15 protein-coding genes are annotated in these 22,854 nt (G+C 67.5%); 7 read left to right on the forward strand and 8 right to left on the reverse strand.

Annotated elements, in window-relative coordinates; genetic code table 11:
* Nucleotides 1-2 precede the first annotated feature (2 nt).
* Nucleotides 3-479, reverse strand: a complete 477-nt coding sequence (locus DB31_RS43655; protein ID WP_240487292.1) for a DUF1877 family protein — start codon at nucleotides 477-479, stop codon at nucleotides 3-5.
* A gap of 234 nt (nucleotides 480-713) precedes the next feature.
* On the opposite strand from DB31_RS43655, the gene DB31_RS43660 reads away from it, so the two are divergent.
* Nucleotides 714-1,121, forward strand: coding sequence for a DUF3592 domain-containing protein (locus DB31_RS43660; RefSeq protein ID WP_044199834.1), 408 nt, complete (start codon nucleotides 714-716; stop codon nucleotides 1,119-1,121).
* Between the two features lie 4 nt (nucleotides 1,122-1,125).
* On the opposite strand, the gene DB31_RS43665 is transcribed toward DB31_RS43660, so the two are convergent.
* The 4 genes from DB31_RS43665 to DB31_RS43680 form a co-directional block, all read right to left on the reverse strand.
* Nucleotides 1,126-4,284: an efflux RND transporter permease subunit gene (locus DB31_RS43665; RefSeq protein WP_044199837.1), complete on the reverse strand. Its 3,159-nt coding sequence runs from the start codon at nucleotides 4,282-4,284 to the stop codon at nucleotides 1,126-1,128.
* A gap of 9 nt (nucleotides 4,285-4,293) precedes the next feature.
* Nucleotides 4,294-5,439 (reverse strand): efflux RND transporter periplasmic adaptor subunit, encoded by a 1,146-nt coding sequence (locus DB31_RS43670; RefSeq protein ID WP_044199839.1) that lies wholly within the window; start codon nucleotides 5,437-5,439, stop codon nucleotides 4,294-4,296.
* Nucleotides 5,440-5,774: 335 nt separating this feature from the next.
* Entirely contained in the window at nucleotides 5,775-7,154 is a 1,380-nt protein-coding gene (locus tag DB31_RS43675; RefSeq protein WP_157232498.1) for a DUF4785 family immunoglobulin-like domain-containing protein, read from the reverse strand.
* 20 nt (nucleotides 7,155-7,174) lie between these two features.
* Complete coding sequence (locus DB31_RS43680; protein ID WP_044199843.1) at nucleotides 7,175-8,551, reverse strand: hypothetical protein; 1,377 nt, start codon at nucleotides 8,549-8,551, stop codon at nucleotides 7,175-7,177.
* Between the two features lie 168 nt (nucleotides 8,552-8,719).
* Between DB31_RS43680 and DB31_RS43685 the strand changes: the two genes are divergently transcribed.
* Nucleotides 8,720-9,781: a hypothetical protein gene (locus tag DB31_RS43685; RefSeq protein ID WP_044199845.1), complete on the forward strand. Its 1,062-nt coding sequence runs from the start codon at nucleotides 8,720-8,722 to the stop codon at nucleotides 9,779-9,781.
* Nucleotides 9,782-9,814: 33 nt separating this feature from the next.
* Here DB31_RS43685 and DB31_RS43690 read toward each other — a convergent pair whose 3' ends face one another.
* Complete coding sequence (locus tag DB31_RS43690; RefSeq protein WP_240487294.1) at nucleotides 9,815-10,660, reverse strand: polysaccharide deacetylase family protein; 846 nt, start codon at nucleotides 10,658-10,660, stop codon at nucleotides 9,815-9,817.
* A gap of 349 nt (nucleotides 10,661-11,009) precedes the next feature.
* Between DB31_RS43690 and DB31_RS47465 the strand changes: the two genes are divergently transcribed.
* The 3 genes from DB31_RS47465 to DB31_RS51105 all read left to right on the forward strand — a co-directional run bounded on the left by DB31_RS47465 (nucleotide 11,010) and on the right by DB31_RS51105 (nucleotide 14,242).
* Entirely contained in the window at nucleotides 11,010-11,204 is a 195-nt protein-coding gene (locus tag DB31_RS47465; protein ID WP_075306512.1) for a hypothetical protein, read from the forward strand.
* A gap of 156 nt (nucleotides 11,205-11,360) precedes the next feature.
* Entirely contained in the window at nucleotides 11,361-13,448 is a 2,088-nt protein-coding gene (locus tag DB31_RS43695) for a PAS domain S-box protein (RefSeq protein ID WP_169787173.1), read from the forward strand.
* Nucleotides 13,449-13,774: 326 nt separating this feature from the next.
* On the forward strand, nucleotides 13,775-14,242 hold the full coding sequence (locus DB31_RS51105; protein ID WP_240487296.1) for a hypothetical protein: 468 nt from the start codon (nucleotides 13,775-13,777) through the stop codon (nucleotides 14,240-14,242).
* Nucleotides 14,243-14,292: 50 nt separating this feature from the next.
* Here the strand turns inward: DB31_RS51105 and DB31_RS43705 are convergent, their stop codons facing one another.
* A complete protein-coding gene (locus DB31_RS43705; RefSeq protein WP_044199847.1) occupies nucleotides 14,293-16,839 on the reverse strand; it encodes a DEAD/DEAH box helicase in 2,547 nt (848 codons plus the stop codon).
* 85 nt (nucleotides 16,840-16,924) lie between these two features.
* On the opposite strand from DB31_RS43705, the gene DB31_RS43710 reads away from it, so the two are divergent.
* A complete protein-coding gene (locus DB31_RS43710; protein WP_044199848.1) occupies nucleotides 16,925-17,728 on the forward strand; it encodes an SDR family oxidoreductase in 804 nt (267 codons plus the stop codon).
* Nucleotides 17,729-17,883: 155 nt separating this feature from the next.
* Nucleotides 17,884-19,488, forward strand: coding sequence for a fumarate hydratase (locus DB31_RS43715; RefSeq protein ID WP_083969254.1), 1,605 nt, complete (start codon nucleotides 17,884-17,886; stop codon nucleotides 19,486-19,488).
* A gap of 17 nt (nucleotides 19,489-19,505) precedes the next feature.
* Here DB31_RS43715 and DB31_RS43720 read toward each other — a convergent pair whose 3' ends face one another.
* Nucleotides 19,506-22,841 carry a tetratricopeptide repeat protein gene (locus DB31_RS43720; protein WP_052420716.1) on the reverse strand — a complete coding sequence of 1,112 codons (3,336 nt, stop codon included), beginning with the start codon at nucleotides 22,839-22,841 and terminating at the stop codon, nucleotides 19,506-19,508.
* Between the last annotated feature and the right edge of the window lie 13 nt (nucleotides 22,842-22,854).

Raw genomic sequence — 22,854 nt, forward strand, 5'->3', positions numbered from 1 at the left:
CGCTAATCGCGCTTCACCAGCACGCCTTCCCCAAGGCTTGCGACCCGGCCATAGAAGGTTTGCAGGCCTTGGAAGTCCTCGACCACCCAGTCCCACTCCTGCTCATCGGTACGGTCCGCTCGGAACTTGTAGACGGCAAGCTCCTCCATCCGAGAGGGCTCCCAAACCCGTCGCAGCTCACCTTCCGTGATGGAGCGCAAGTGCTCCGCAATGGCTCGGACGACTGCCGGGGGTGAGTAGCGCAGGTGAATCCCCTGCCCTCCGGTGAGATGATTGGCCAAGCGGCTGGCACCGAGAATGGCGTGTGTCCCCCAATCGTCCGCGTCAAAGCGGCCGTGCCGCCGCTCCTCGGACAACAGGTAGTGGAGCTTGTCCCAGCGGCGGTCCACGGAGCACCTGCGCTGCTCCAGCCCCGGGTGCTTGGCGCACAGTTCCCGCCATGCCTGTGCACACTCGGCCCAGACGCCGCCCCAAGCCATCCCTTCGGCGGCCTCCAGCCTCCCACTCACCGCGCTGAAGGCTTCCCCGAACTCGGGATCCCGGATTGCCCGTGCCAGCGGTTCACATGGGTCCGGAAGAGCCTGGTAGGAACAGTCGATCCCCATGGGATGGACAATATCCCCCCAAGGGGTCAGGGCCATCGCCCAGCAACGACTCCCGGCCTGAGAAGCGGTGAGCTACGCTCCGAGGAGCCACTTCGCACGGAGAGGACCATGAACAGAGAGCTGTACATCGTCCTCTACCTGGGCCTGGGGTTGATGGCCCTCTGGGTGTTTTTCCTCGTGCGGTTTCTGCGACTGCGCAGCAAGGGGCTGATCGTCCAGGGTGTGATCGTCCGGCACGAGTCTCGAAAGTTCACCCTGCGCGGCATGACCGTCCTAGACCCTTTGGTGATCGTGCGCTTCACTTCCCCGCAGGCTGGCGAGATGGAGTGCCAGATCCAGGCAGCCACCCACCTACCGAGGTTCCAGGTCGGCCAGAGCCTCTGGGTGAGCCACGATCCCGAGAAGCCCGAGCAACTGGGCCGCAGCATCGATCAGCTGCTGATGCCACCGTTCATCTGCGGGTTCTTCGGAACCATGATGCTGCTCGTCTACGTGGTCAAAGCGCTGGGATTCTGAACTCTCAGGCCCCCTGCTCCACTGGACCCTGGGGACCTCCCTTGCCGTGGTGCTCTCTGTGCTTGAGAACCCGCGTGCGTGCGGACTCCACCAGCGCGTACAGCACTGGGATGAAGATCAGGTTCACGAAGGTGGACAGCAACATCCCTCCGAACACCGCCGTCCCCAGGGACTTGCGCGAGTTCGCGCCCGCCCCCGACGCCAGCACCAGCGGCAGCACCCCGAGCAGGAACGCGAACGACGTCATCAGGATGGGCCGCAGCCGCGTCTGCGCCGCGTGAATCGTCGCCTCCACCACGCCCTTGCCTTGAACGCGCAGTTGCTCGGCGAACTCGACGATCAAGATGGCGTTCTTGCTGGACAAGCCCACCAGCATCACCAAGCCCACCTGGCAGAACACGTCGTTCGCCAGTCCTCGCAGGTTCTGCAGCCCCAGCGCTCCCAGCATCGCCACCGGCACGCCCAGCATCACCACCAGTGGCAGCGCGAAGCTCTCGTACTGCGCCGAGAGCACCAGGAACACGAAGACGACTCCCAGCCCGAAGATGAGGAGCACCTTGCCGCCAGCCTCCTTCTGCTCGAGCGAGAGCCCCGTCCACTCGAACGCGAACCCCGCGGGCAGGTTCTGCCGCGCCACCTGCTCCATGGCGGTCAGCGCATCGCCCGTGCTCGCGCCGGGCGCCTGTTGGCCGTTGATCGTCGCGGAGCGGAAGAGGTTGTAGTGCTGAATGCTCGCCGCGCTCGTCACGGGCGTCACTTTCACCAGCGCCTCCAGCGGCACCATCTCCCCCTGCGCCGAGCGCACATAGAAGGAGCTGATGTCACGCGGCTCGTTGCGGAACGGCACCGCCGCCTGCACGTACACCCGGTACACGCGGCTGGCGAAAGTGAAGTCATTCACGTACTGGCTGCCCAGGTACACCGACAGCGTGGAGTAGATCTCGTCCAGCGGTACGCCCAGCGCCTTGGCCTTCTCGCGATCCACCTGCACGTCCAGCAGCGGCGTGCTGGCCGAGTAGGAGGAGAACACGCCCCGCAGCCCCGGCGAGCGGTTGGCCTGTCCCACGAGCTGCTGAGTCACCTGCGCCAACTCCTCCAGCGAGTGGGTTCCCTGCTGATCCTCGAGGATGAACTCGAAGCCCCCCACGCTGCCCACCCCGCGGATCGTCGGCGGCTGGAAGGGCAGCACGCGCGCCCCACCGATCGACGTGAGCTGCCCGCGCAGCCGCTCCACCAGCGCCGTGACGCTCTGCTCCTCCTTCTCGCGCTCAGCCCAGGGCTTCAGGCTGACGAAGAGCGTGCCCGTGTTGGAGCCCGCGCCCAGCAGCGAGAACCCTCCCACCGTGAAGAGATCCGACACCTCGGGCTGCTTGCGCAGCACCTCCTCGGTCTGGAGCAACACCCCCCGCGTGTAGTCCAGCGAGGTGCCCTCAGGCCCCTGCACCGCGACGATGAGGTAGCCCTGATCCTCGGGGGTGATGAAGCCAGTGGGCGTGTACTTGTAGAGCAGCACCGTGACCACCAGGCACACCCCGAAGGCGGCCAGCACCCCCCACCGAAGCGGACCGAGCAGCTTCCCGAGCAGCCGTCCATAGGCATGACGGAACGCGTCCAGCGAGCGTTCCACCCAGCGGGCCGCGCGCCATTTCTCCCCCTCGTGGGGGCGCAGCAGCCGCGCGGCCAGGGCCGGAGACAGCGTGAGCGCCACCAGCGCCGACAAGCCAATGGAGAAGGCCAGCGTGAGCGCGAACTGCTTGTAGATGACGCCCGTGGTCCCTGGGAAGAGCGCCACCGGGACGAACACCGCGCTCAGCACCAGTGCCACGGCCACCACCACGCCAGACACCTGCCGCATCCCCCGGTGCGTGGCCTCGCGGGCATCCACCTTGTCCTCCTCCATGATGCGCTCGACGTTCTCGATGACGACGATGGCGTCATCCACCACCAGGCCCGTGGCCAGCGTCAGCCCGAACAACGTCAGCGTGTTGATGGAGAAGCCGAACACGTGAGCGAAGGCGAAAGTGCCTACCAGCGAGACGGGCAGCGTCGTCGCCACCACGAGCACGCTGCGCCAGCCGTGCAGGAAGACGAAGACGACGAGCACCACCAGCAGGATGGCCTCTCCCAGGGTGCGCAGCACCTCGTGGATGGACTCCCGCACCGCGCGCGTGGTGTCGAAGGCGGGCTGGTAGGTGAGGCCCGGCGGGAAGGTGGCCTTGAGCCGCTCCAGCTCCTTCACCACGCCCTCGCGCACATCCAGCGCGTTGGAGCCCGGCAGTTGGAGGATGCCCAAGCCCACCGCCTCCTGGCCATTGAAGCGCAGCAACTGCGCGTAGTTCTCCGCCCCCAGCTCCGCGCGGCCCACGTCCCTCAGCCGCACCAGTGAGCCGTCGGCCCCGCGCTGCACCACGATGTCGTTGAACTCCTCGGGCGTGGTGAGCTGCCCCAGCGCTCGCACGGTGAACTGGTACGTCTGCCCCTCGGGAGCGGGCTGCTGCCCTACCTGCCCCGCGCCCACCTGCAGGTTCTGCTCCCGTAGCGCCGCCACCACGTCCTGCGGTGTGAGGCTCCGCCGCGCCAGCTGCGTGGGATCCAGCCACAGCCGCATGGCGAAGCGCCGCTCGCCGAAGATGCGGACGTCGCCCACGCCCTTCACACGCAGGAGTGCGTCCCGCAGGTACACGTCCGCGTAGTTGCTGATGAAGCCCCGATCATAGCGCTGCTCGGGATCGTACAGACCGAAGGACGCGAGCAACTGGGACTGGGTCTTGTTGATGGTGATGCCCAGCGCGTTGACCTGGGCGGGCAGCCGCGCGGAGGTGGTGGCCACACGGTTCTGCACGTCCACCGCGGCGATGTCGACGCTGTACCCGGGCTCGAAGGTGACGGTGATGGAGCAAGCCCCGTCATTGGTGCTCGTCGAGGTGATGTAGCGCATGCCCTTGATGCCGTTGAGCGCGCGCTCCAGGACGGTCGTGACGGAGCTCTCCACCGCCTCGGCAGACGCCCCCAGGTAGGTGGCGTTGACCGTCACCTGGGGCGCCGAGAGATCCGGGTACTGCTCCACCGCCAGCGAGGGGATGGAGATGGCCCCGGCCAGCGTGATGAGGATGGACAACACCGAGGCGAAGATGGGCCGTTTGATGAAGAAGTCGGTGAACATGCGCGCCCCTCACTGCCCCGCGTCCGAAGCCCCGCCCACCCCTGGCCCCTGACTGCCTCGCGGCGACGCTGGCTTCGGCTGCACCGGCTGCCCATCCCGGAGCAGCTGCACGCCGCTGACAGCCACCTGGGTGCCCTGCTTCAGCCCCTCCACCAGCTCGTAGGAGTTGCCCTGGATCTGCCCCAGCTGCACTGGCTGGCGCTGCGACACCATGCCGCCATCCCCAGGAATGACCGTGAAGACAAAGGCCTGGCTGCCGAGCCGGGACACCGCATAGGTGGGCAGCAGCAGCGCCTGGCGCGTCTCATAGATGACGCGGGTGGGGATGACCTGCTCGGCGCGCAGCCCCAGCGTGTTCTGAAAAGCCGCCTTCACCTCCACCAGCTGGGTGGCGTCCGACGGCGTAGACGCCACGAAGAAGACCGGGGCCGTGACAATGGGCTCCCCCTTCGTGTCCAGCAGCTCCACCTCCGTGCGTCCCACTTGAATCTTCGCGGCGCGCTCCACCGGAACCTGCACGGAGACTTCCAGCGTCTGGCTCTGATCCACGCGGGTCAGCTCCGTCTCCTGGGAGACCGAGTCCCCCACCCTCACAGGGATGTTTCCCACCACCCCCGCGAAGGGTGCTCGCACTTCGAAGTAGCCCAGCTCCACCTGCTGGGCCTGGATCTGGGCCTCGGCGGCGCGGGCGTTGGCCTCGGCCGTGCGAGCCTGCGCCACGGCCTGCTCATAGTCCTGGCGGCTCAGCAGCCCTTCCTTGAGGAGCTGGGCGGCGCGCTCCCGTGTCTGCCGGGCGTACTCGCGGCTGGCCACCGCCGACGAGCGCTGGGCCTGCGCCGCCAACAGCCCCGCGCGCTCCCGCCGGGGATCCACCACCAGCAGCACCTGGCCCTTCTCCACCTGCTCGCCCGGGCGCACGCGAATGCTCTGCACGTAGCCGGACACCTGGGGACGCAGGGAGACACTCTGCCGGGAGAGGAGCTGACCCAGGTACTCACTCGTGTCCCGCACCTCTCCGGGTGCCAGCGAGATCACCTCCACGGCCATGGGGTCTGCCGCGCCCTGCTGAGCCTGCTGCGGACCGCTCTGCGCCTTGCCACACGCGGCCAGAGTCAGCAGTGCCAACCCAACGCCCGCCACACTCACCAATCGCATGCCGCCTCCGCGAGGAATGCCTGAACCTGTGCCTGTTGAAGCTCGGACTTGCGCACCACGAGCTGCAGCTCCGCTCGCCGCAAGGCTGCGCATCCGGCACGGGACTGGCGGACACCACAACGGCCGTGAGCAAGAGCAGACTCATAGTGAGAGCGCCTGAGGTAGGGAGGCGCGGAGCGCTCTGCTACCCACACACAGGACTTGCTCCCACCAGCCAACATCCGCCGGCGGAGGACTGCTGAGTGGTCAATGTTTGGGGCCGACCGGAGTCTGCCCCTCCACTCCACCGAAACCCGGGGAGCGCCCGCAAGCGCTCCACCGGGTCCCGGCCTTGACTACTCGCGGACCTTGAACGCGTCCTCGCGCATCATCGTCTCGAGGGCGGGCGTCAGCTTCGGCGCCACCAGCTCCTCCACGCGCACCGCCGGGAAGCGGACATCCAGCCCCCGGTTCAGCCGGTGGTACAGCGTGTTGGTGCCCAGCGAGTACAGCTGCAGCCCGCGCAGCGCGTAGCTGCCACCGAGCTTCGCCAGCCCCGCGTGCCCCGCGTCGAAGCGCAGCGTCAGCACGTGCGAGCCCGCGCGCAGCTGATCCGTCACCTGCGCCTCGGCCACCGCGCGCTCCATGCCCTTGCCATCCGTGGCCACCAGCGTGCCCGTCACCTCGTAGCGGTCGAGCCCCTGGCTCTCCACCACCACGTCCACCTCCAGCGCCTCCACCCGGCCGCTCCCGTCGCGCACCAGCCGCTCACGCCCCACCGAGGCGATGCGCGCCGTTGGCACCACGTAGCCGAACGCCGTCTGCTCCAGGCGGTCGAAGGTCTGCCCGTTGGCCACACCTGTCGCGTGCACCTCCACCATCCACGTGCCCGTCTCGTCCCGGTCCGTCATCACCCGCGACACCATGGCCCGGTACTCCTTGCCCACCTTCACCACCGGCACCGTGCGGTCCCGCTCGTAGCGCGGCGTATAGAGCGTCGCCTCCACCTTCACGCGCTCCAGCGCCACGTCCGAGCCGAGCTCCACCGCCACATAGCCCTCGGCCTCCGGAGACAGCTGCATGGCCGACGGAGTAATCGCCAGCTCGATGGACGAGGACGGCTCACGGATCTCCACGGCCAGGCCCACCTTGGCCGCCTTGGGGCCCACCTGGAGCTTGTAGAGCCCCTGCCCCATCTCGCGGTTCAGGCGCAGCATCGAGATGGGCTTGCTGATGCCCTCGGCCTTGAGCCGGTCCGCATCCGCGCCGAGCTGCGCGCTCCCGTCCCGCGACGCCCGCACGTCCGCACGCAGGCCCCGCGCATCGAACATCGCCACATCCCGAAGCGCCTCCTCCGCCACCTTGGCATCGCTGCCCTTGGGGATGAGCATCACCCACGCGTCGTCGGGCGTGGTGATGGGCAGCGTCAGCTGGGTGGCCGCCGAGCCCGGAGCCACGTGCAGCAGCGTGGACTTCGACCGCCGTGTCTCTGGCACAGCCGGCGCTGCCAGCGGCTCGGGCGCCGTGGGGTTGGACACCGAGACGAGGCCCGGGGCCACGCCCTCGCGCGCATCTCGCGCGAAGAGGCGGCCCGGCGCCACATCACCCGCGGCGAGCGGAGTGCTCGCGGTGCTGCGCAGCTTGGAATTCACGGCGGGCTCCGGCGTGAAACCCCCGAGGAAGGCAACCGCCAGCCCGAGGCCAGCCATCCGAACAACGGAACGATGAGAGGTCATGATCTGTCTCCTGTTCGGGCTCAGTGAAGGGCCCGGACGACGGTGTAGTTATGAACACCCCAATAGGTGTCGTAGGCGAGAGCCCCGCACCAGTTGGAGCCGCCCGGCGGCGCCTGCACGCAGTCATTGGCGCCGGTGGAGCCGGTGGTGGCATCGAAGCCGTACTTGGCCACCAGGCACGCGTCGCAGATACCATCGCCATGCCACGAGTCGGGGCATACCGTGCTGTACGTTGGATAGTTGGCGGGGTTCAGGTAGGGGTTCCAGCTGGCCGTGCTGGGAACCTTGTAGCTGCTCGCGTACCCGTAGGCGATGAGGCAGTCAGGCTCGGGGTAGCCGTTGGTGAGCATGCTGCTCGAGCACCCGTACTTCCACACGGTGTGGTTCGTCATGAAGTCCGTGGCGTAGCCCGAGTAGTAGTTGTTGCAGGCCTGCCCCGCGGCCGCCACGTTGGTCTCGGGGGCGTAGGTCTGGTTGCCCGGAGCGGGGATGGGCGCGCTGGCCACCTTCTGGCCGACGAGGTAGCCGCTGTTGTGGCAGCCCCGGCGCGACTGGTGGTGGTTGAGGCGCGCGTCGTCGATGATGATGTTGCCGAAGTAGCCCGAGCTGTCGGCGCCGATGAAGCCGTCCGTGGCCGCGCTGAAACTGCCCCAGCCGAGCAGCGCCGCCGCCTTCAGGCCGATGCTGTAAAGGTAGCCGCCGCAGTGCGCATCGCTCGAGAAGAGGTTGGCGTAGACGGCCTTGCCGCGCACCACCGAGATGGGCTTGCCGCCCACCGTCGTCGCCCCTGCGCCACCCGCGAAGGTGCCGTTGGAGTTGTAGACGGACATGTTGTCCAAGCGCTGCTGCACCACGGCTGGGTTGTTGTAGCTGCCGCCACCGAAGAACTCGACGACGCTGTTGGCGATGTTGAGGAACGAGCCGCTCGTCGTCACCTGGTTGGCCAGCGGCGTGCCCTTCAGATCAGGCGCCGAGAAGATGACCTGCGAGATGCGGCTCGTCACCGAGTCGACCGTGTTGCCGTTGGGGCTCACCGCGCCGGTGTGGCCCAGCATGTAGCGGATGGGGCTCGAGCCGTTCGAGTGGGTGATGACCGTAAAGCTGGTGATGTTGTTGGCGTTCATCCACGGGACGATCTGATCGACGATCGGCCCCCAGCTACACTGGCTGAAGCCCGCGCACGTGGCGCCGGGATAGCCGATGATGAGATAGGGCCGGCCGTTACGCATGGTGTCGATGGCGGACTGCGTCCAGTAGCCGCTCGTTGCCGAGCCGACGCTCTGATCACCTGTGCCGTGAACGAAGACCACTCCGACGGCGGCTTGAGCACCGCTCGCGCCGAGCAACACGGCGCAGAGCGCGGCTTGAAGCCACCCTGTCCTGGAATGCATGTGCATGGAAACCTCCGGAGGCCGAGGGCTCGGCCTCACGCAGTGGGGGCGTGCAACGTACCGGGCCCTCCCGGAAACTGGCAAAAGCAACTTAGCGGGATTTTCATGTCGCGCTGCGGCAAGCAGCCACCCGCGCAGGGCGCGGCTCGCGTTACACTGTGTTGAGTCCCCCACATGGATCGTTCCTCACTCATCCAAGGCTCTCCCGAAGTCCTCTCGTTCCGGCACCTGCTCACCGACGCCGTCCAGGGGGTGCTCCGAGAGACTGGGCTGGGCGGCGCGGACATGGCGGACGCGCTCGGGGAGCTCATTGTCACCCTCTCCCGCTACCGCGAGGAGGGAGAGCCGCTGTTCCCCATGGTCTTCCTCGGCGATGACCTGGGCCCCATGCTCAAGATGCTCGGCGGCGAGGGCCCCATTGCCATTGGCTCGGGCCCTCGGACGAAGGAGACCATCCAGCGCGCGCTCAAGCAGTGCGCACCGCTCGGCCAGGGGCGATGGTGGGCGCTGTACCTGTGGCTGGTGCCCGAGGGGCTCTCGTACGGCATCTTCCGGACGGATCCCTTCCCTCTTCTGGAGACGCCCTTCGAGCGAATGAGCCGCAACGCGGACCGCTCGCTGCACGTGGTGGGCCTGCTGCAGCTGGCCGAGAACGTCATCGAGCTTCGCGGAGCGACGGGCCTGCACAAGCACATCTACCTCTCGGGCGCCCGGGTGGATCCCGTCACGCCGACAGCCACGCTCGACGAGCTGGCCCAGGCCGTCACGGAGGATGTGCCCGCGGAGCTGCGCAACGCGGCCCGGGACTTCTACCGCCATGTCCTCTTCGAGGTGATCCAGTCCTCGCACGGCACGCTCGTCGCGGTGCTCCCCAAGGCGCGCGGCAGCTCGAGCCTCTTCGTGGACGGCCTCCTGCTGCCCGAGCCACTCGACACCATCGCCCCCATTGCCCGCTTCCTGGCGGGCTCGGAGACCGAGGCCGGCACGGTGCGCTCCATGGCGCAGCTGCTGCGCGGGATGATGTCCACGGATGGCATCACCGTGCTGCGCTCGGACGGGTGCATCGTCGGCTACAACGTCTTCGCCCGGCACCCAGAGACGCTCTCGCGCACCCCACAGCATACGGGTGGCGCACGGCGTCGCACCTTCGACGTGCTGTGCGGCGCCGTGGGCAGAGACTTGGCCGCGGCCTTCTTCCGCTCCCAGGATGGCGCCATGGCCTGCCGCCGCGGCTGAGCGACCGTCTTGGCTTCCGGGGAAGTTCCGGAGTCAGTCCCCTCCCATCCCTGCACTTGGGAACTCCTCATCCAGAACTCCCGCGCCTGGGAATCCCCCCTCCAGGATTTCTCCATCGCCTGAGGTTCCCGCGTCGAAGAGAAACGTGCCGCCGTCGGCATAGAGCGGAGGCTTCACGGCCCCACCGAGGACCTCTTGCATGGTCAGCACGACCGTTCCCCGGGAGGCGCGCGGCGCCAGCCAGGCGAGAAAAGACTCCAGCAACGGCTCGGAGATTGTGTAGGTGTCGCACTCATCGCAAATGTCGTGCAGCGAGATCAGCACCCAGCCGCCTCCCGCTGCCTCCGCCTGGAGCACGAGTTCCTGCAGATCCCTGAGTGTCCAATCGCTCTTGATCGAAGGAGGGCTTCGGATGCGAAACCCATCCAGCGGTGGAATCGTCTCGACAGGGGGACAAGTCGCGCAACTATGGGGGTTGCGGAGCCCCCCGGTGGATTGGGCATTGGTGAAGTTGCAGTCGATGAGGACCTGCCTCGCCGCCGGCGTGTCCTCGCCGAAGGGATAGGAGAAGGAACTCACCTGAAGCCCCATCGCCATCAGGTTCGCCCGGTCATCGCAGATCTGGTGCCGGGCCTCCTCCAGAGACACGCGCTCCAGATTCACATGGTCAATGGTGTGGCTGGCCATCTCGTGCCCCGCGGCGGCCAGCGTTCGCACGTCCGCCAAGGAGAGATAGCCGCTGCCGTGGCCGATGCGCCCGCTCGAGAGGTAGAAGGTCGAGTGCATCCCGTACCGCGCGAAGAGGGGCCCTACCCGAGTCTGGCTCTTCTTGGTATCCGCGAAGGAGAAGGTGATGACCGTGACACCGGGAGGAATCACCTCAGCCGAGGCCGTGCCTGGGGACTTCGCGAACTGCGGCCCGCCGGGCGGATCGGCTCTCAGGACACCTACGCCGAGCACCAACCACAGCAGAGCGCAAATGGGCCCTGACAGCAGCCTCCGCCAGTTCGAAGCGCATGCTCGCATGAGCCGCACGGTGAGGCCGCCGACCCAGTGCAACAATGACCCGAGCGGGCATCCCAATGCTTGCCGCACCTCAGTCCCGAAGGCCTCGCCTGGACTTATCGCCTGTCCGCCAGGAGAGCAGCCGAGCCGCTTCCCACAAGCGCAGGGAGTCGCGTGGCCCTCCCTCCATTGCGTCCCCTCCAATCCGCGTTACCTCAAAGACATGACCGAAGTGCACACACCCACGCGGGACTACACGATTCCAGAGGGTTGCCCGGCCTGTGGCGCGGACCTGCCGGTGCGCGTCAGCGCGGCGGGCCCGAGCGGAGTCTGCAAGCACTGCGGCTGGATGGGCCGCCCGCTCATCACCGTCACGCATGGGGGGTTGCGCGTCCACTCCGCGAGCGCCCAGGCCTGAGGTGGCGCGCGCGCCCAGTCAAGCCCATCCTCCTGGGAGATGAAGGCCCCTTTCCCCGGGGACCGCCTCGGGGGAGGAACACCTGCGGAGGGGGCGCCTTCCTGCTCCCTAGGGCATGCCTGGGGGGGCAGCCCCTCGGCTCACCTTGCGCTGCCCATGAAGGAGCCGCCCAGCCCTCTGGAGTTCCAGGACCTGGCCTCGCTCCTCGAGGTTGCGGAGGGGCAGGAGCAGGCCGACGCCGAGCACGTCTGCCCTGAGCTGAGCCAGATCCTCGAGTCCGTCTTCTCCAGCATGGCCGAAGCCGTGGTGGTGGCGGACGAGTGCGGACGCACGGCGCTCCTCAACCCTGCGGCGGAGCAGTTCCTGGGGCAGGCGGCCATCGGGGTTCCTCTGGCTCAATGGCCGGAGCACTACGGGCTCTACCTGCCGGATCAAGTCACCTTGTACCCAGCGGAGGAGCTGCCGCTCGCTCGGGCCATCCGAGGCGAGGCTGTCGACAGGGTGGAGATCTTCCTGAGATCGGCCCTGAAGCCCTCGGGGGCCTGGGTGCTCGTGACTACCCGCCCGCTCCGGGACAAGGCCGGCAAGGTGCTCGGTGGCGTGGCCGTCTTCAACGAAGTCACGGGCACCCGGAAGGCGGAGGAGGCGCTGCGCAAGAGCCAAGAGGAGTACCGCTCCCTCTACAGCAGCACCCCTGTGATGATGCACTCCATCGACCAGGAGGGGCGGCTCCTCAGCGTGAGCGACTTTTGGCTGGAGAAGCTCGGCTACGAGCGCTCGGAGGTGCTCGGCCGCAAGTCCGTGGAGTTCCTGACGCCCGAGTCCCGCAAGTATGCCCTGGAGGTGGTCCTCCCTCGGTACTTCCAGACGGGAAAGTGCCAGGACGTCCCATACCGGGTCGTGAAGAAGGACGGCGGGGAGATCGACATCCTGCTGTCCGCCATCGCGGAGCGGGATGCGCAGGGAGCCATCGTCCGCTCCCTGGCCGTGATCATCGACGTGACCGAGCGCAAGCGGAGGGAGATGGCGCAGCGTCTCCTGGATGAGGCCAGCCGCGAGCTGGTCACCTCCCTTGACGATGAGGCCACGCTCCAGCGCGTCGCGGCGTTGGCGGTCCCGACCGTGGCGGATCTGTGTGTCATCGCGCTGCAAGCGGGGGACACCTCTCTGCGGCCCGTGGCGATCGCCGACGTCTCCGAAGCGCGGGCCCGCTGCTTGCGCGAGTTCCTCCAGTTCCATCCTCCCCCAGCGGATGCGCTCTTGTGCCCCGCCCAGCGGTGCATGGGCGAGCCCTCGATCGGGATAGGGGGAATTGGCTTGCTGCGCCACGTGGATGAGGCCGATAGGCCCTGGGAGGAGCTGAGGACACTCCGGGGGCATCGGTGCCTCCACGTGCCGCTCTACGCGCGGGGCCGCTGCCTGGGCGTGCTGTGCCTGGCCTCCGCGCGGTGGTGCGACACGGACGCTCCGGCGGATCTGGCCCTCGCGAAGGAGCTGGGGTGTCGGGTGGCCTTCACGCTCGACAACGCGCAGCTCTACCGGAAGGCCCAAGAGTCCATCCGGGCCCGGGACGAGTTCTTGTCCATCGCCTCGCACGAGCTGAAGACTCCGCTCACCTCCATGAAGCTGCGCGTGCAGCAACTGGAGCGCGCGCTCGCGCAGCAGCCCCCGGACTCCCGGCTTGCCGCGAGGCTCTCGGACATGCTTCCCATCTTCCAGGGCCAGATGCGGCGGCTGGCGGACCTGGTGGAGAACCTCCTGGATGTCTCGCGTATCAACGAGAGCCGGCTGGACCTGCACCTGGAGCCAACGGACCTGGCGGCGCTGGCCCGGCTCGTCGCGGATCACCTCCGGGAGCAGCTCGACAGGAGCGGCTGCAAGCTCGAGTTGGAGGCGAAAGAGCCGGTGTCGGGGGAGTGGGATCGCCTTCGCCTGGAGCAGGTCATGCTCAACCTGCTGACGAACGCGATGAAGTACGGGGCAGGCAGGCCCATCCGGCTGACGAGCACGCTCCAGGACGGGAGGGCGCTGCTGCGCGTCTCGGACGGGGGGATTGGCATCTCGCACGAAGCGCAGCGGCGGATCTTCGAGCGCTTCGAGCGAGCCGCCTCCCACAACTACGGAGGGCTGGGCCTGGGGCTCTTCATCACGCGGCAAATCGTCGAGGCGCACCACGGCAAGATCTGGGTCGAGAGCGAGCCGGGAAGAGGGGCCACCTTCTTCGTCGAGCTGCCTCTCAGCTAGACTCCCACCCTAGCGAGCCTGCTGACGGAGGCCTTTCCCAAGCGGTGAAGGTTGCATGAGGTCCACTCGACATCATCTGCGGCAAATCTGCCTGCCGACGCTAGCGCTTGGACTGGCCTGCACGAGTCCCCGGAAATACTTCGTGCATAGTGAACTGCCGAGATTGGAGAGCCATGCCAAGTTGGTAGTGGCTCCGGGCCCTTGGCAGCACGACGAGGTGCCCGTCGTTCTCACGAGTTCGGATGGAGTCCCTGATGACCTGCCATCCCTCCTCCGAAATGCTCTCCCGAAGTCCTATGAGTGCGTCGTAACCCGTTGGTGACAGCATGCTGAAGCCGCACTACCTCATCCTGCTCGTCTCTCTCATGGCGGACGGGGGGACTTCGACGCCAGCGCCGGATGCGGGCATCGTCACGCCTCCGCCCGACCGCCCTCCCCCAAGCGTCGATGCAGGCACGCCTGGGCCTCCCCCCGAGACGGCCAATGCGATTCGCTGGCCGAAGGATCTTCGTCCTTTGGCCACGCTGGACGGACCTGCAGTGCTGGCGGCCCATGCTGCGCTTCAACAGGTGCTCTCACGCGCTCCCAAGGAATATGCGAGTACCTGCGAATACTCGGCCAAAGGCATGGAGGTCATCGTCGGCGAAGAGGGAGGGCTATATTTTGTCCGCATCAACCGGCGAGCGGACAAGTGCGGCTGGAACAAAGGCGCGAATCTCGGATTCGATTGGCTCGAGTTGTACGCCGTATCGCCCGATGGGCGCGTCCTCGCACGCTACCCCTACATGCCGTAGACCCATTCAACCACTGATAGCCCCAGCGATGGCTTCAGCTTGAACAGTGCTCACGTCCCGATGCGCCGCAGGATGAGGATGGGCCCGTCGTCCAGCTTGCGGCCTCGCAAGTCGATTTCGCAGTCCAGCAACCAGTCGCCGTGGCCCTCGGGGTCCATGATGCGCTGCTGCACCTCCCACAGCCGCGTGCCCGTCTCCTTGAGAAACGTCAGGCCCGGCCGGCGCGCCGCCGGGGTGAGCACCACCACCTTGTGCTCCTCGAAGTACGGCGCCATCGCCTGCTCCAGCTTCGGCGCTGTCCACTCCCCCAGCGTCACGTCCAGCATCCCCAGCGCGTCCATGTAGCGCTTCTGCCCCAGCGCCCGGAGCAGCCGGTGCAGCTCCTCGCGCACCCGGGCCGCGAACGCCTTCGGGTCCTCCGTCAGCTCCTTGGGCTTGAGCTCCACCACCGGCTTCGGCGTCAGCACCGCCTCCGGGTTGCGCATGCGCTCCCACTCGTCCAGCAGGCTCGAGTCCACCTGCCGCAGCGTGGCCCGCAGGTGGTCGATGAAGTCCTCCACCGTCTCGTCTTTGAAGCGCTCGGGCACCGTCTGCACCAGCGCCTTGTAGACGTCGCCCACGTAACGCAACAGCACGCCCTCACTGCGCTGCAGGCCGTACTCGCGCACGTAGTCGTGGAAAGACATGAAGCGCTCGAACATGTCCCGCACAATGGACTTGGGCCGGATGTTCTCCTGCCCCACCCAGGGGTGCTTCTTCGCGAACTCGTTGAATGTGGCGTAGATGAAGTCCCGGTTCGGCTTGGGCCACTCCAACTTCTCCAGCTCCTCCATCCGGTCGTCGTACTCCACGCCCTGCGCCTTCAGTTCCTGGACCTTCTCTCCCTTGAGCTGGTTGAGCTGCGCGTAGAGCACCACCTCCGGGTTCTCCAGGATGGACTCCACCAGCGTCACCACGTCCAGCGCGTACGTCTCCAGGGTGGGATCCAACTTCTCCAACGTGTCCAGCAGGTACAGCGACAGCGTGTGGTTCATCGAGAAGTCCCGCTGGAGATCCTCCGCCACCTTCACCACTGCGTGGCCCGGGTGCTTCTCCACGGTGACAATGCCCGCGCTGCGCAGCGTCCGGAAGTGGCTGGCCGCCGTCCTCAGGTGCTTGCGCTTCAGGTAGTCCGAGTCGTGCGTCCGCCCGATGAGCTGCACCAGCCGCCGGTACCCGCCGCTGCCCTCCGTCATGTCGCTCTGAAGCAGGTTGAGCAGCAGTCCGTGGGTCACCTCGAAGCGCGACTCCAGCGGCTCGGGGATGCCGTTCTGCAGGCGCTCGAAGGTGCTCTTGTCGTAGTGGACGTAGCCCTTCTGCGGCGGCTTGGCCATGGGCGCCTTCTTCTTGCCCTCCGCCTCCTTCTTCTTCTGCTTGATGTTCTCGATGACGTGGTCCGGCGCCTGCGCCACCACGCTGCCCTGATCATCGAAGCCCTTGCGCCCCGCCCGGCCGGCGATCTGCTTGAAGTCGCGCACGCTCAGCGTGGCCAGCTTCTCGCCGTTGAACTTGAACAGCTGGGTGAAGAGCACCGTGCGGATGGGGATGTTCACCCCCACGCCCAGCGTGTCCGTGCCGGAGATGACCTTCAGGTGCCCCGACTGCGCCAGCTTCTCCACCAGCAGCCGGTACTTGGGCAGCAGGCCCGCGTGGTGCATGCCCACCCCGTGGCGCAGGAAGCGCTGGAACTCCTTGCCGTACGGCGTGTCGAAGGGCGCGTCCATCAGCGCCTGCCGGATGGCCTCCTTCTCTTCCTTGGTGGAGAAGTCCACCGACATGAGGTTCTGCGCCTGCTCCGCCGCCGCCCGCTGCGAGAAGTTCACCAGGTAGATGGGGTACTTCTTCTGCGCCACCAACTCCTGGATCGTCTCGTGGAGCGGTGTCTCTCGGTAGTCGAAGTCCAGCGGCACCGGGCGCTGCGAGCTGCGCACCGACACCACTTCCTTGCCGGTGAGATTGAGCAGACCCTCCTCGATGATGTGCGTGTCGCCCAGCGTGGCCGACATCATCAGGAACGTCGTCTGGGGCAGCGCCAGCAGCGGAATCTGCCACGCGGTGCCACGATCCTTGTCCGAGTAGTAGTGGAACTCGTCCATGACGACGTAGTCCACCCGGGCGCGTGAGTCCCTCATGGCCAGGTTGGCGAGGATCTCCGCCGTACAGCAGATGATGGGGGCCTCGCGGTTGATGCTGGCGTCGCCCGTGAGCATGCCCACGTTCTCCGGGCCGAACGCCTCGCAGAGCGCGAAGAACTTCTCGTTCACCAGCGCCTTGATGGGGCAGGTGTAGAAGGAGACCTTGCCCTCAGCCATGGCCTTGAAGTGCAGCGCCGTGGCCACCAGCGACTTGCCCGAGCCCGTGGGCGTCTTGAGGAACAGGTGCTTGTCCGCCAGCAGTTCGAGGATGGCCTCCTCCTGCGCTGGGTAGAGCTCCAGGCCGTAGGAGGTCACGTAACCGACGAAGCGGTTGAGGATCTCGTCGGAGCTCAGCGGCGGCGAGCCGCGGGGAGGAAGCAGGGCGGCCAGGGGAGCGCGTGTCTCGGGGGCGGGGGTATCCATCGCAGAGATGGAATCTAGGCGGGCGAGCCCCGGGCTACCTGGAAAAAGCGCTCGCCCTGCCCCGCGCCTCTGGAAGAATGGTTGGATGGCCAGCATGCAAGGGAAGACCGTCATCATCACCGGGGCTTCGTCCGGGATTGGCGAGGAACTCGCCGTGGTGCTCGCTTCACGGGGCGCGAACGTGGTGCTCGCGGCCCGGCGGGAGGAGGAACTCGCCAAGGTGGCAAAGCGCTGCGAGGAGGCCGGAGGGCGTGCCCTCAGCGTGCCCACGGATGTGTCCGATCAGGAGGCGTGCCGCAAGCTGGTGGAACGCACGGTGGAGGCGTTCGGCAGCATCGACGTGCTGGTGAACAACGCCGGCGTGACGATGTGGGGGCGGCTCGAAGACGTGACGGACCTGTCGATGTACGAGCGCATCATGCGGGTGAACTACCTAAGCGCCGTCTACTGCACCTACCACGCCCTGCCCCACCTCAAGGCGCGCAAGGGGATGGCGGTGGCCATCTCCTCGCTCACGGGGAAGACGGGCGTGCCTCAGCGCACGGCCTACGCGGCCAGCAAGCACGCCATGCAGGGCTTCTTCGACTCGTTGCGCGTGGAGTTGCTGGGCACGGGGGTGGACGTCCTGGTGGTGTCCCCGGGTTTCGTGGCCACCCCCATCCGCGACAATGCGCTGGGACCGGATGGAAAGCCGGTGGGGCGCAGCCGCAGGGACGAGAGCCAGGACACCATGGACGTGCACACCTGCGTGGCGCAGATCGTCCGCGCCATCGAGCGCCGCGACCGCGAGGTGGTGATGACGGCCAAGGGGAAAGTGGGCCTGTTCCTCAAGCTGGTGGCGCCCGGGTTCGTGGATCGGATGGCGTTGAAAGCCATGAAGACGAGGTGAGGATCGCCCGCAAGGGGGGCAAGCAGCGCTTCTGGCCTCCCTTTCATGGGCTGACGGGTTGCTCGCAGGACCCGGCGCGAGCAAGCCCAAGCTGTGCTAACTGAGAGCCCTTCTCTCGCGAGGACCACACCGTGAGCGCTTTCACCTACCAGGACATGCTGCCGCTGGGCGAGGACACCACCCCGTACCGACTGCTGACGAAGGACCACGTCTCCACCTTCGAGGCCAACGGGAAGACCTTCCTCCAAGTGGCCCCCGAGGCGCTCACCCTGCTCACCCGCGAGGCGATGCGCGACATCGCCCACCTGCTGCGCCCCGGCCACCTGCAGCAGCTGGCCCACATCCTCAAGGACCCCGAGGCCACCTCCAACGACCGCTTCGTGGCCCTGGAGCTGCTGAAGAACGCCAACATCGCCGCGGGCCGCGTGCTGCCCTCCTGCCAGGACACCGGCACGGCGATCGTGATGGGCAAGAAAGGCCAGTACGTCCTCACCGGCGGCAATGACGAGGAGGCCATCTCCCGGGGCGTCTTCGAGACGTACACCTCGACGAACCTGCGCTACTCGCAGCTGGCGCCGCTGGACATGTACAAGGAGGCCAACACCGGCAACAACCTCCCCGCCCAGATCGAGCTCTACGCAACCGACGGCGACGCCTACAAGTTCCTCTTCATGGCCAAGGGCGGCGGCTCGGCGAACAAGAGCTACCTGTTCCAGGAGACCAAGGCACTGCTCAACCCGGACAGCCTGATGAAGTTCCTGGATCAGAAGATCCGCTCGCTGGGCACCGCCGCATGCCCGCCGTACCACCTGGCCATCGTCGTGGGCGGAACCTCGGCCGAGTTCGCGCTCAAGACGGCCAAGTACGCCTCGGCCCGCTACTTGGACACGCTGCCCACCAGCGGCAACAACCTGGGCCGCGGCTTCCGCGACGTGGAGCTGGAGGAGAAGGTGCACCAGCTCACGCGCCGCATGGGCATCGGCGCGCAGTTCGGCGGCAAGTACTTCTGCCATGACGTGCGCGTCATCCGCCTGCCCCGCCATGGCGCCAGCTGCCCGGTGGCCATCGCCGTGTCCTGCTCCGCGGATCGGCAGGCGGTGGGCAAGATCACGAAGAGCGGCATCTACCTGGAGCAGCTCGAGACGGATCCGGCCAAGTACCTGCCGGAGACCACGGACACGCAGCTGGGCGGCGAGGTGGTGAAGATCGATCTGAACCGGCCCATGTCGGACATCCGGGCCGAGCTCAGCCGCTACCCGACGAAGACGCGCCTGTCGCTGTCCGGGCCGGTGATTGTCGCGCGCGACATTGCCCACGCGAAGCTCAAGGAGCGGTTGGATCGGGGCGAGGGCCTGCCGCAGTACCTGAAGGACTTCGCGGTGTACTACGCGGGTCCGGCGAAGACGCCGCAGGGCATGGCGTCGGGCAGCTTCGGTCCCACCACGGCTGGGCGCATGGACAGTTACGTGGACCTGTTCCAGTCGAACGGCGGCAGCCTGGTGATGCTGGCCAAGGGCAACCGCTCCAAGGCCGTCACCGAGGCGTGCAAGAAGCACGGCGGCTTCTACCTGGGCAGCATCGGCGGCCCCGCGGCCCGGCTGGCCCAGGACTGCATCAAGAAGGTGGAAGTGCTCGAGTACCCCGAGCTCGGCATGGAGGCTGTGTGGAAGATCGAGGTCGTGGACTTCCCCGCATTCATCGTCGTGGATGACAAGGGCAACGACTTCTTCGCCGAGCTGAACGTCTCCGCCAAGGACTGAGACTCCGATCTCAAGTGCTAGCGAGGGAGCGAATGCGCGTCCAACCATTGCGAGACCTGCTTCGCATCGGAGGCGCGGCGCTGGCGGCTCCAGAACTCTCGGGCTTGAGAGGCCAGTTCCACGGCGCGCGGCCTCTCCCCTCCTCCATCCCATAGCGCCCGGGCCAGCGGAAATTGGACTCGCGCTCGCCTCGCCACGGGCGCAACCGCCAGCGCCCGCTCCAGCCACGGCCGGGCCTCCACCGGGCTCCCCTCCGCGAGCAGGAGCTTGCCCATCCCCAGCAAGGGGCCGAACCGCTCTGGATGGTCTGGCGGCAGCACCTTCTCCTGCAGCTCGATGGCGCGCGTGTACTTCTCTCGCGCCTCCGCGCCGCGGCCGAGATCTCTCAGCGCATCTCCCACGCTGCTCAACGAGAGAGCCACATCCGGGTTGTCGGGCCCCAGGGCCTTCAGCCGCACGGCCAGGGCGCGTTCCCCCAGCTGCCTGGCTTCCTCATACCTCCCCATCATGTCCAGGAGGCTGCTGAGGTTCGCGAGCAGCGTGGCGACGCGTGGGTGCTCGGCTCCGAGCATCTTCTCCCGGAGCATCAGCGCCCGGGTGTGCATCTGATGCGCCTCTTCGTAGCGCCCCAGCTCCCCGAGAGCGAGGCCCAGGCTGGCGAGCGAGATGGCCACGCTCGGGTGCTCCGGGCCCAGCACCTTCTCTCGGATCGCCAGCTCGCGCGCGAAGGCGGCTCGCGCCTCTTCGGATCGCCCCAGCTCCATGAGAGCGTTCCCCAGGATGTTGAGCGAGGAGGCCACGGCCCGGTGGTCGGGCCCCAGCAGCTTCTCCCGGATCGCCAGCCCTCGCACGAGGGGGGCTCGCGCCTCTTCAAATCGGCCCAGATTCAGGAGGGAGAGCCCCAGATTGTTGAGCGCAACGGCGACGTCCGGGTGCTCGGAGCCGAGCGCCTTTTCCTGGATCGCCAGCGCCCGCGCGGCGGCCGCGTGCGCTTCCTCGTACCGGCCCAGATCCCCGAGAACGAGCCCCAGGTTGTTGAGCGAGGAGGCCACGGCCGGGTGCTCGGGGCCCAGCGTCTTCTCTCGGAGCACGAGCCCACGGGCGAAGGCGGCGCGCGCCTCTTCATGGCGGCCCAGATCCCAGAGCTCCGCGCCCAGGCTGTTGAGCGCGGCCGCCACGCTCGGATGCTCGGGACCCAGCACCTTCTCCCGGATCGCCAGCACGCGCTCAGCCATCTGGCGCGCCTTCTCGTATTGGCCCTGCTTGCTGAACACGATGGCCAGATCGCTCAAGGAGCTGGCCACCTCCGGGTGCTCGGGGCCCAGCACCTTCTCCCTGAGCGCCAGCGCGGCCTCGCACTCTCGTAGGGCTTCGTCATACCGGCCCAGCTCGATCAGCACGAGGCCGAGATTGGTGAGCGCAGAGGCGCGGATCCGGTCATCATCCGCCAGATCCACGAACTGCTCCACCGTGGGCCGCAGCGACAGCGCCTCTTGCAGGCGCCCCATGTGATAGCCCACCACCGAGACCCGTGCGCTCCAAGCTCGGGCCAGCGTCGCCATGTCCTTGCCCCGCGCCGCCGCGGTCATCGTCTGATGGAGCCGCTCCTCCGCCCCCTTGTAGTCGCCCGCCTCGCTGCGCAGCTGGGCCGACAGCAACAACGTGCGCGCCAGCAACGGCGCGTACCCCACCGGCTCTACCTGCGGCACCAGCTCATCCGCTCGCGCCACTCCCTGCTTGAACTTGCCGGCCGCCAGCAGCACCTCCAGTCGGTCCACCTGCTCCTGCAACGCGTCGACTCTCGCGCGCACCGTGGGCTCTTCGGGCGGGGGCACCGCCGCCGTCAGCGCCTTGGCATCCATGCAGTACTCCAAAGGCGGCAGCGCCTGCACCGCCTGCACCGCCTTGCCCACCAACTCCTCATCCGGCGCCTGCGTCAGCAGCTCCGTCAGCGCTCTGAGCTGGCTGCGCCGCCTCTCCAGGCACATCTCCTCGCGCACCCACAAGCTCTCCGCTCTCGCCTCTCCCTCTCGACTCACTCCCAGGCACACCTCGGTGCGCTGCTTCACCCACCTCCCAGCGTACGCCTCCAGCCCCTTCACCACTCGCTCCGCCGTCTCCGGCGCGTACGGCAGACCTGTCGCCACCAGCGCCTGCCTCACCTTCTGCTTCACTGCCTCGTCCCACACACCCGCAAGGTGATGCCCCAACCCGTCGCACGGCTGCTGCCGGTCCGCCCAGCCCCACACCGCCAGCACACCCAACAACACCGTTACGCTCGTCACAGCCCCCTTCCTCACACGCTCGCGACTCTTCACCTCGGGGTCCGCCGACAGCGCCTTCAACACCTCTCCCATCGACGACGGACGGCGCTCCGGCTCGCTCTGCAAACCTCGCAGCACCGTGCGCGCCACCCACGCTGGCACCGCTGCTCCCTCCGGCACTCGCGCCTTCCCCGCTCGCTGCGCCTCCCTCAGCTCAGACACCGTCGCCGCCTCATACGGCACCCTTCCGTAAAGCCCCTCGTACAGCGATACGCAGAATGCATACAGGTCGCTGCGCGCGTCTTCCCTCTTCCCTTGGAACTGCTCCTCCGCCATGTAGGCGGGTGTTCCCATCCACCTCTCCCCACCCCGCGTCAGCGGCGCTATCACTCCCGTGGCCGCTGGCAACGGCGACAGCCCTGGCTCCTCACTCTCGAGGGCCACGGGGCCCAGCCTCGCCAGCCCGAAGTCCGTCACTCGTGCGCGCCCATCCGCTCCCACCAGCACGTTGTCGGGCTTGAAGTCATGATGGATCAGCCCTGCCTCGTGCGCCGCCGCCAGCCCTCGTCCTGCCGCAAGGTACTGCCTCAGCACCTCCTTCCACCCTCGGCCCTGCTGCCACTGGCGCAGCGTCTGCCCCTCCACGTGCTCCATCGCGATGAACAGCGTCCCGTCCTCCAGCCGCCCCGCGTCGTACACACCCACCACGTTCGAATGGCTCAGCCGTGCCATCGCCTGAGCCTCACGCAGGAAGCGGCCTTGCTCCTCGTCCACCCGCGCGTTGGCTCCGCTCCAGGCTCGCAGCAGCTTGAGCGCCACGCGCCGGTCCAGCCGTGCGTCGTACGCCGAGAGCACCACTCCCATGGAGCCCTGGCCCAGCTGCTTCAGCACCGTGTACCGGCCCAGCATCGTCTGCCCAGGTTGCGGCAGGGTGGGCGGCACGACCTCCTCCTCCGGCGCCTCGTACGGCCACGTGCCCACCCCCTCCTCCCGATCCCCTGGGGTGGAGTCCGGATCGCCACCCGCGGCCACCACCTCATCGCTGAGAGAGCCACCGCGTTCCTTCTCTGGCTGCTCGCCTTCGCTCATGGCCCTCTCTCCG

Origin of the sequence: Hyalangium minutum (assembly GCF_000737315.1) — a bacterium.
Lineage (GTDB): Bacteria > Myxococcota > Myxococcia > Myxococcales > Myxococcaceae > Hyalangium > Hyalangium minutum.

Bases quoted from the DNA above. Each gene is read 5' to 3' on its own strand.
- DB31_RS43675 (WP_157232498.1), bottom strand. From the start codon at position 7,154: ATGACCTCTCATCGTTCCGTTGTTCGGATGGCTGGCCTCGGGCTGGCG.
- DB31_RS43695 (WP_169787173.1), top strand. From the start codon at position 11,361: ATGAAGGAGCCGCCCAGCCCTCTGGAGTTCCAGGACCTGGCCTCGCTC.
- DB31_RS51105 (WP_240487296.1), top strand. From the start codon at position 13,775: ATGCTGAAGCCGCACTACCTCATCCTGCTCGTCTCTCTCATGGCGGAC.
- DB31_RS43710 (WP_044199848.1), top strand. From the start codon at position 16,925: ATGGCCAGCATGCAAGGGAAGACCGTCATCATCACCGGGGCTTCGTCC.
- DB31_RS43685 (WP_044199845.1), top strand. From the start codon at position 8,720: ATGGATCGTTCCTCACTCATCCAAGGCTCTCCCGAAGTCCTCTCGTTC.
- DB31_RS47465 (WP_075306512.1), top strand. From the start codon at position 11,010: ATGACCGAAGTGCACACACCCACGCGGGACTACACGATTCCAGAGGGT.
- DB31_RS43705 (WP_044199847.1), bottom strand. From the start codon at position 16,839: ATGGATACCCCCGCCCCCGAGACACGCGCTCCCCTGGCCGCCCTGCTT.
- DB31_RS43715 (WP_083969254.1), top strand. From the start codon at position 17,884: ATGCTGCCGCTGGGCGAGGACACCACCCCGTACCGACTGCTGACGAAG.
- DB31_RS43660 (WP_044199834.1), top strand. From the start codon at position 714: ATGAACAGAGAGCTGTACATCGTCCTCTACCTGGGCCTGGGGTTGATG.
- DB31_RS43680 (WP_044199843.1), bottom strand. From the start codon at position 8,551: ATGCACATGCATTCCAGGACAGGGTGGCTTCAAGCCGCGCTCTGCGCC.
- DB31_RS43665 (WP_044199837.1), bottom strand. From the start codon at position 4,284: ATGTTCACCGACTTCTTCATCAAACGGCCCATCTTCGCCTCGGTGTTG.
- DB31_RS43655 (WP_240487292.1), bottom strand. From the start codon at position 479: ATGGCTTGGGGCGGCGTCTGGGCCGAGTGTGCACAGGCATGGCGGGAA.
- DB31_RS43720 (WP_052420716.1), bottom strand. From the start codon at position 22,841: ATGAGCGAAGGCGAGCAGCCAGAGAAGGAACGCGGTGGCTCTCTCAGC.
- DB31_RS43670 (WP_044199839.1), bottom strand. From the start codon at position 5,439: ATGCGATTGGTGAGTGTGGCGGGCGTTGGGTTGGCACTGCTGACTCTG.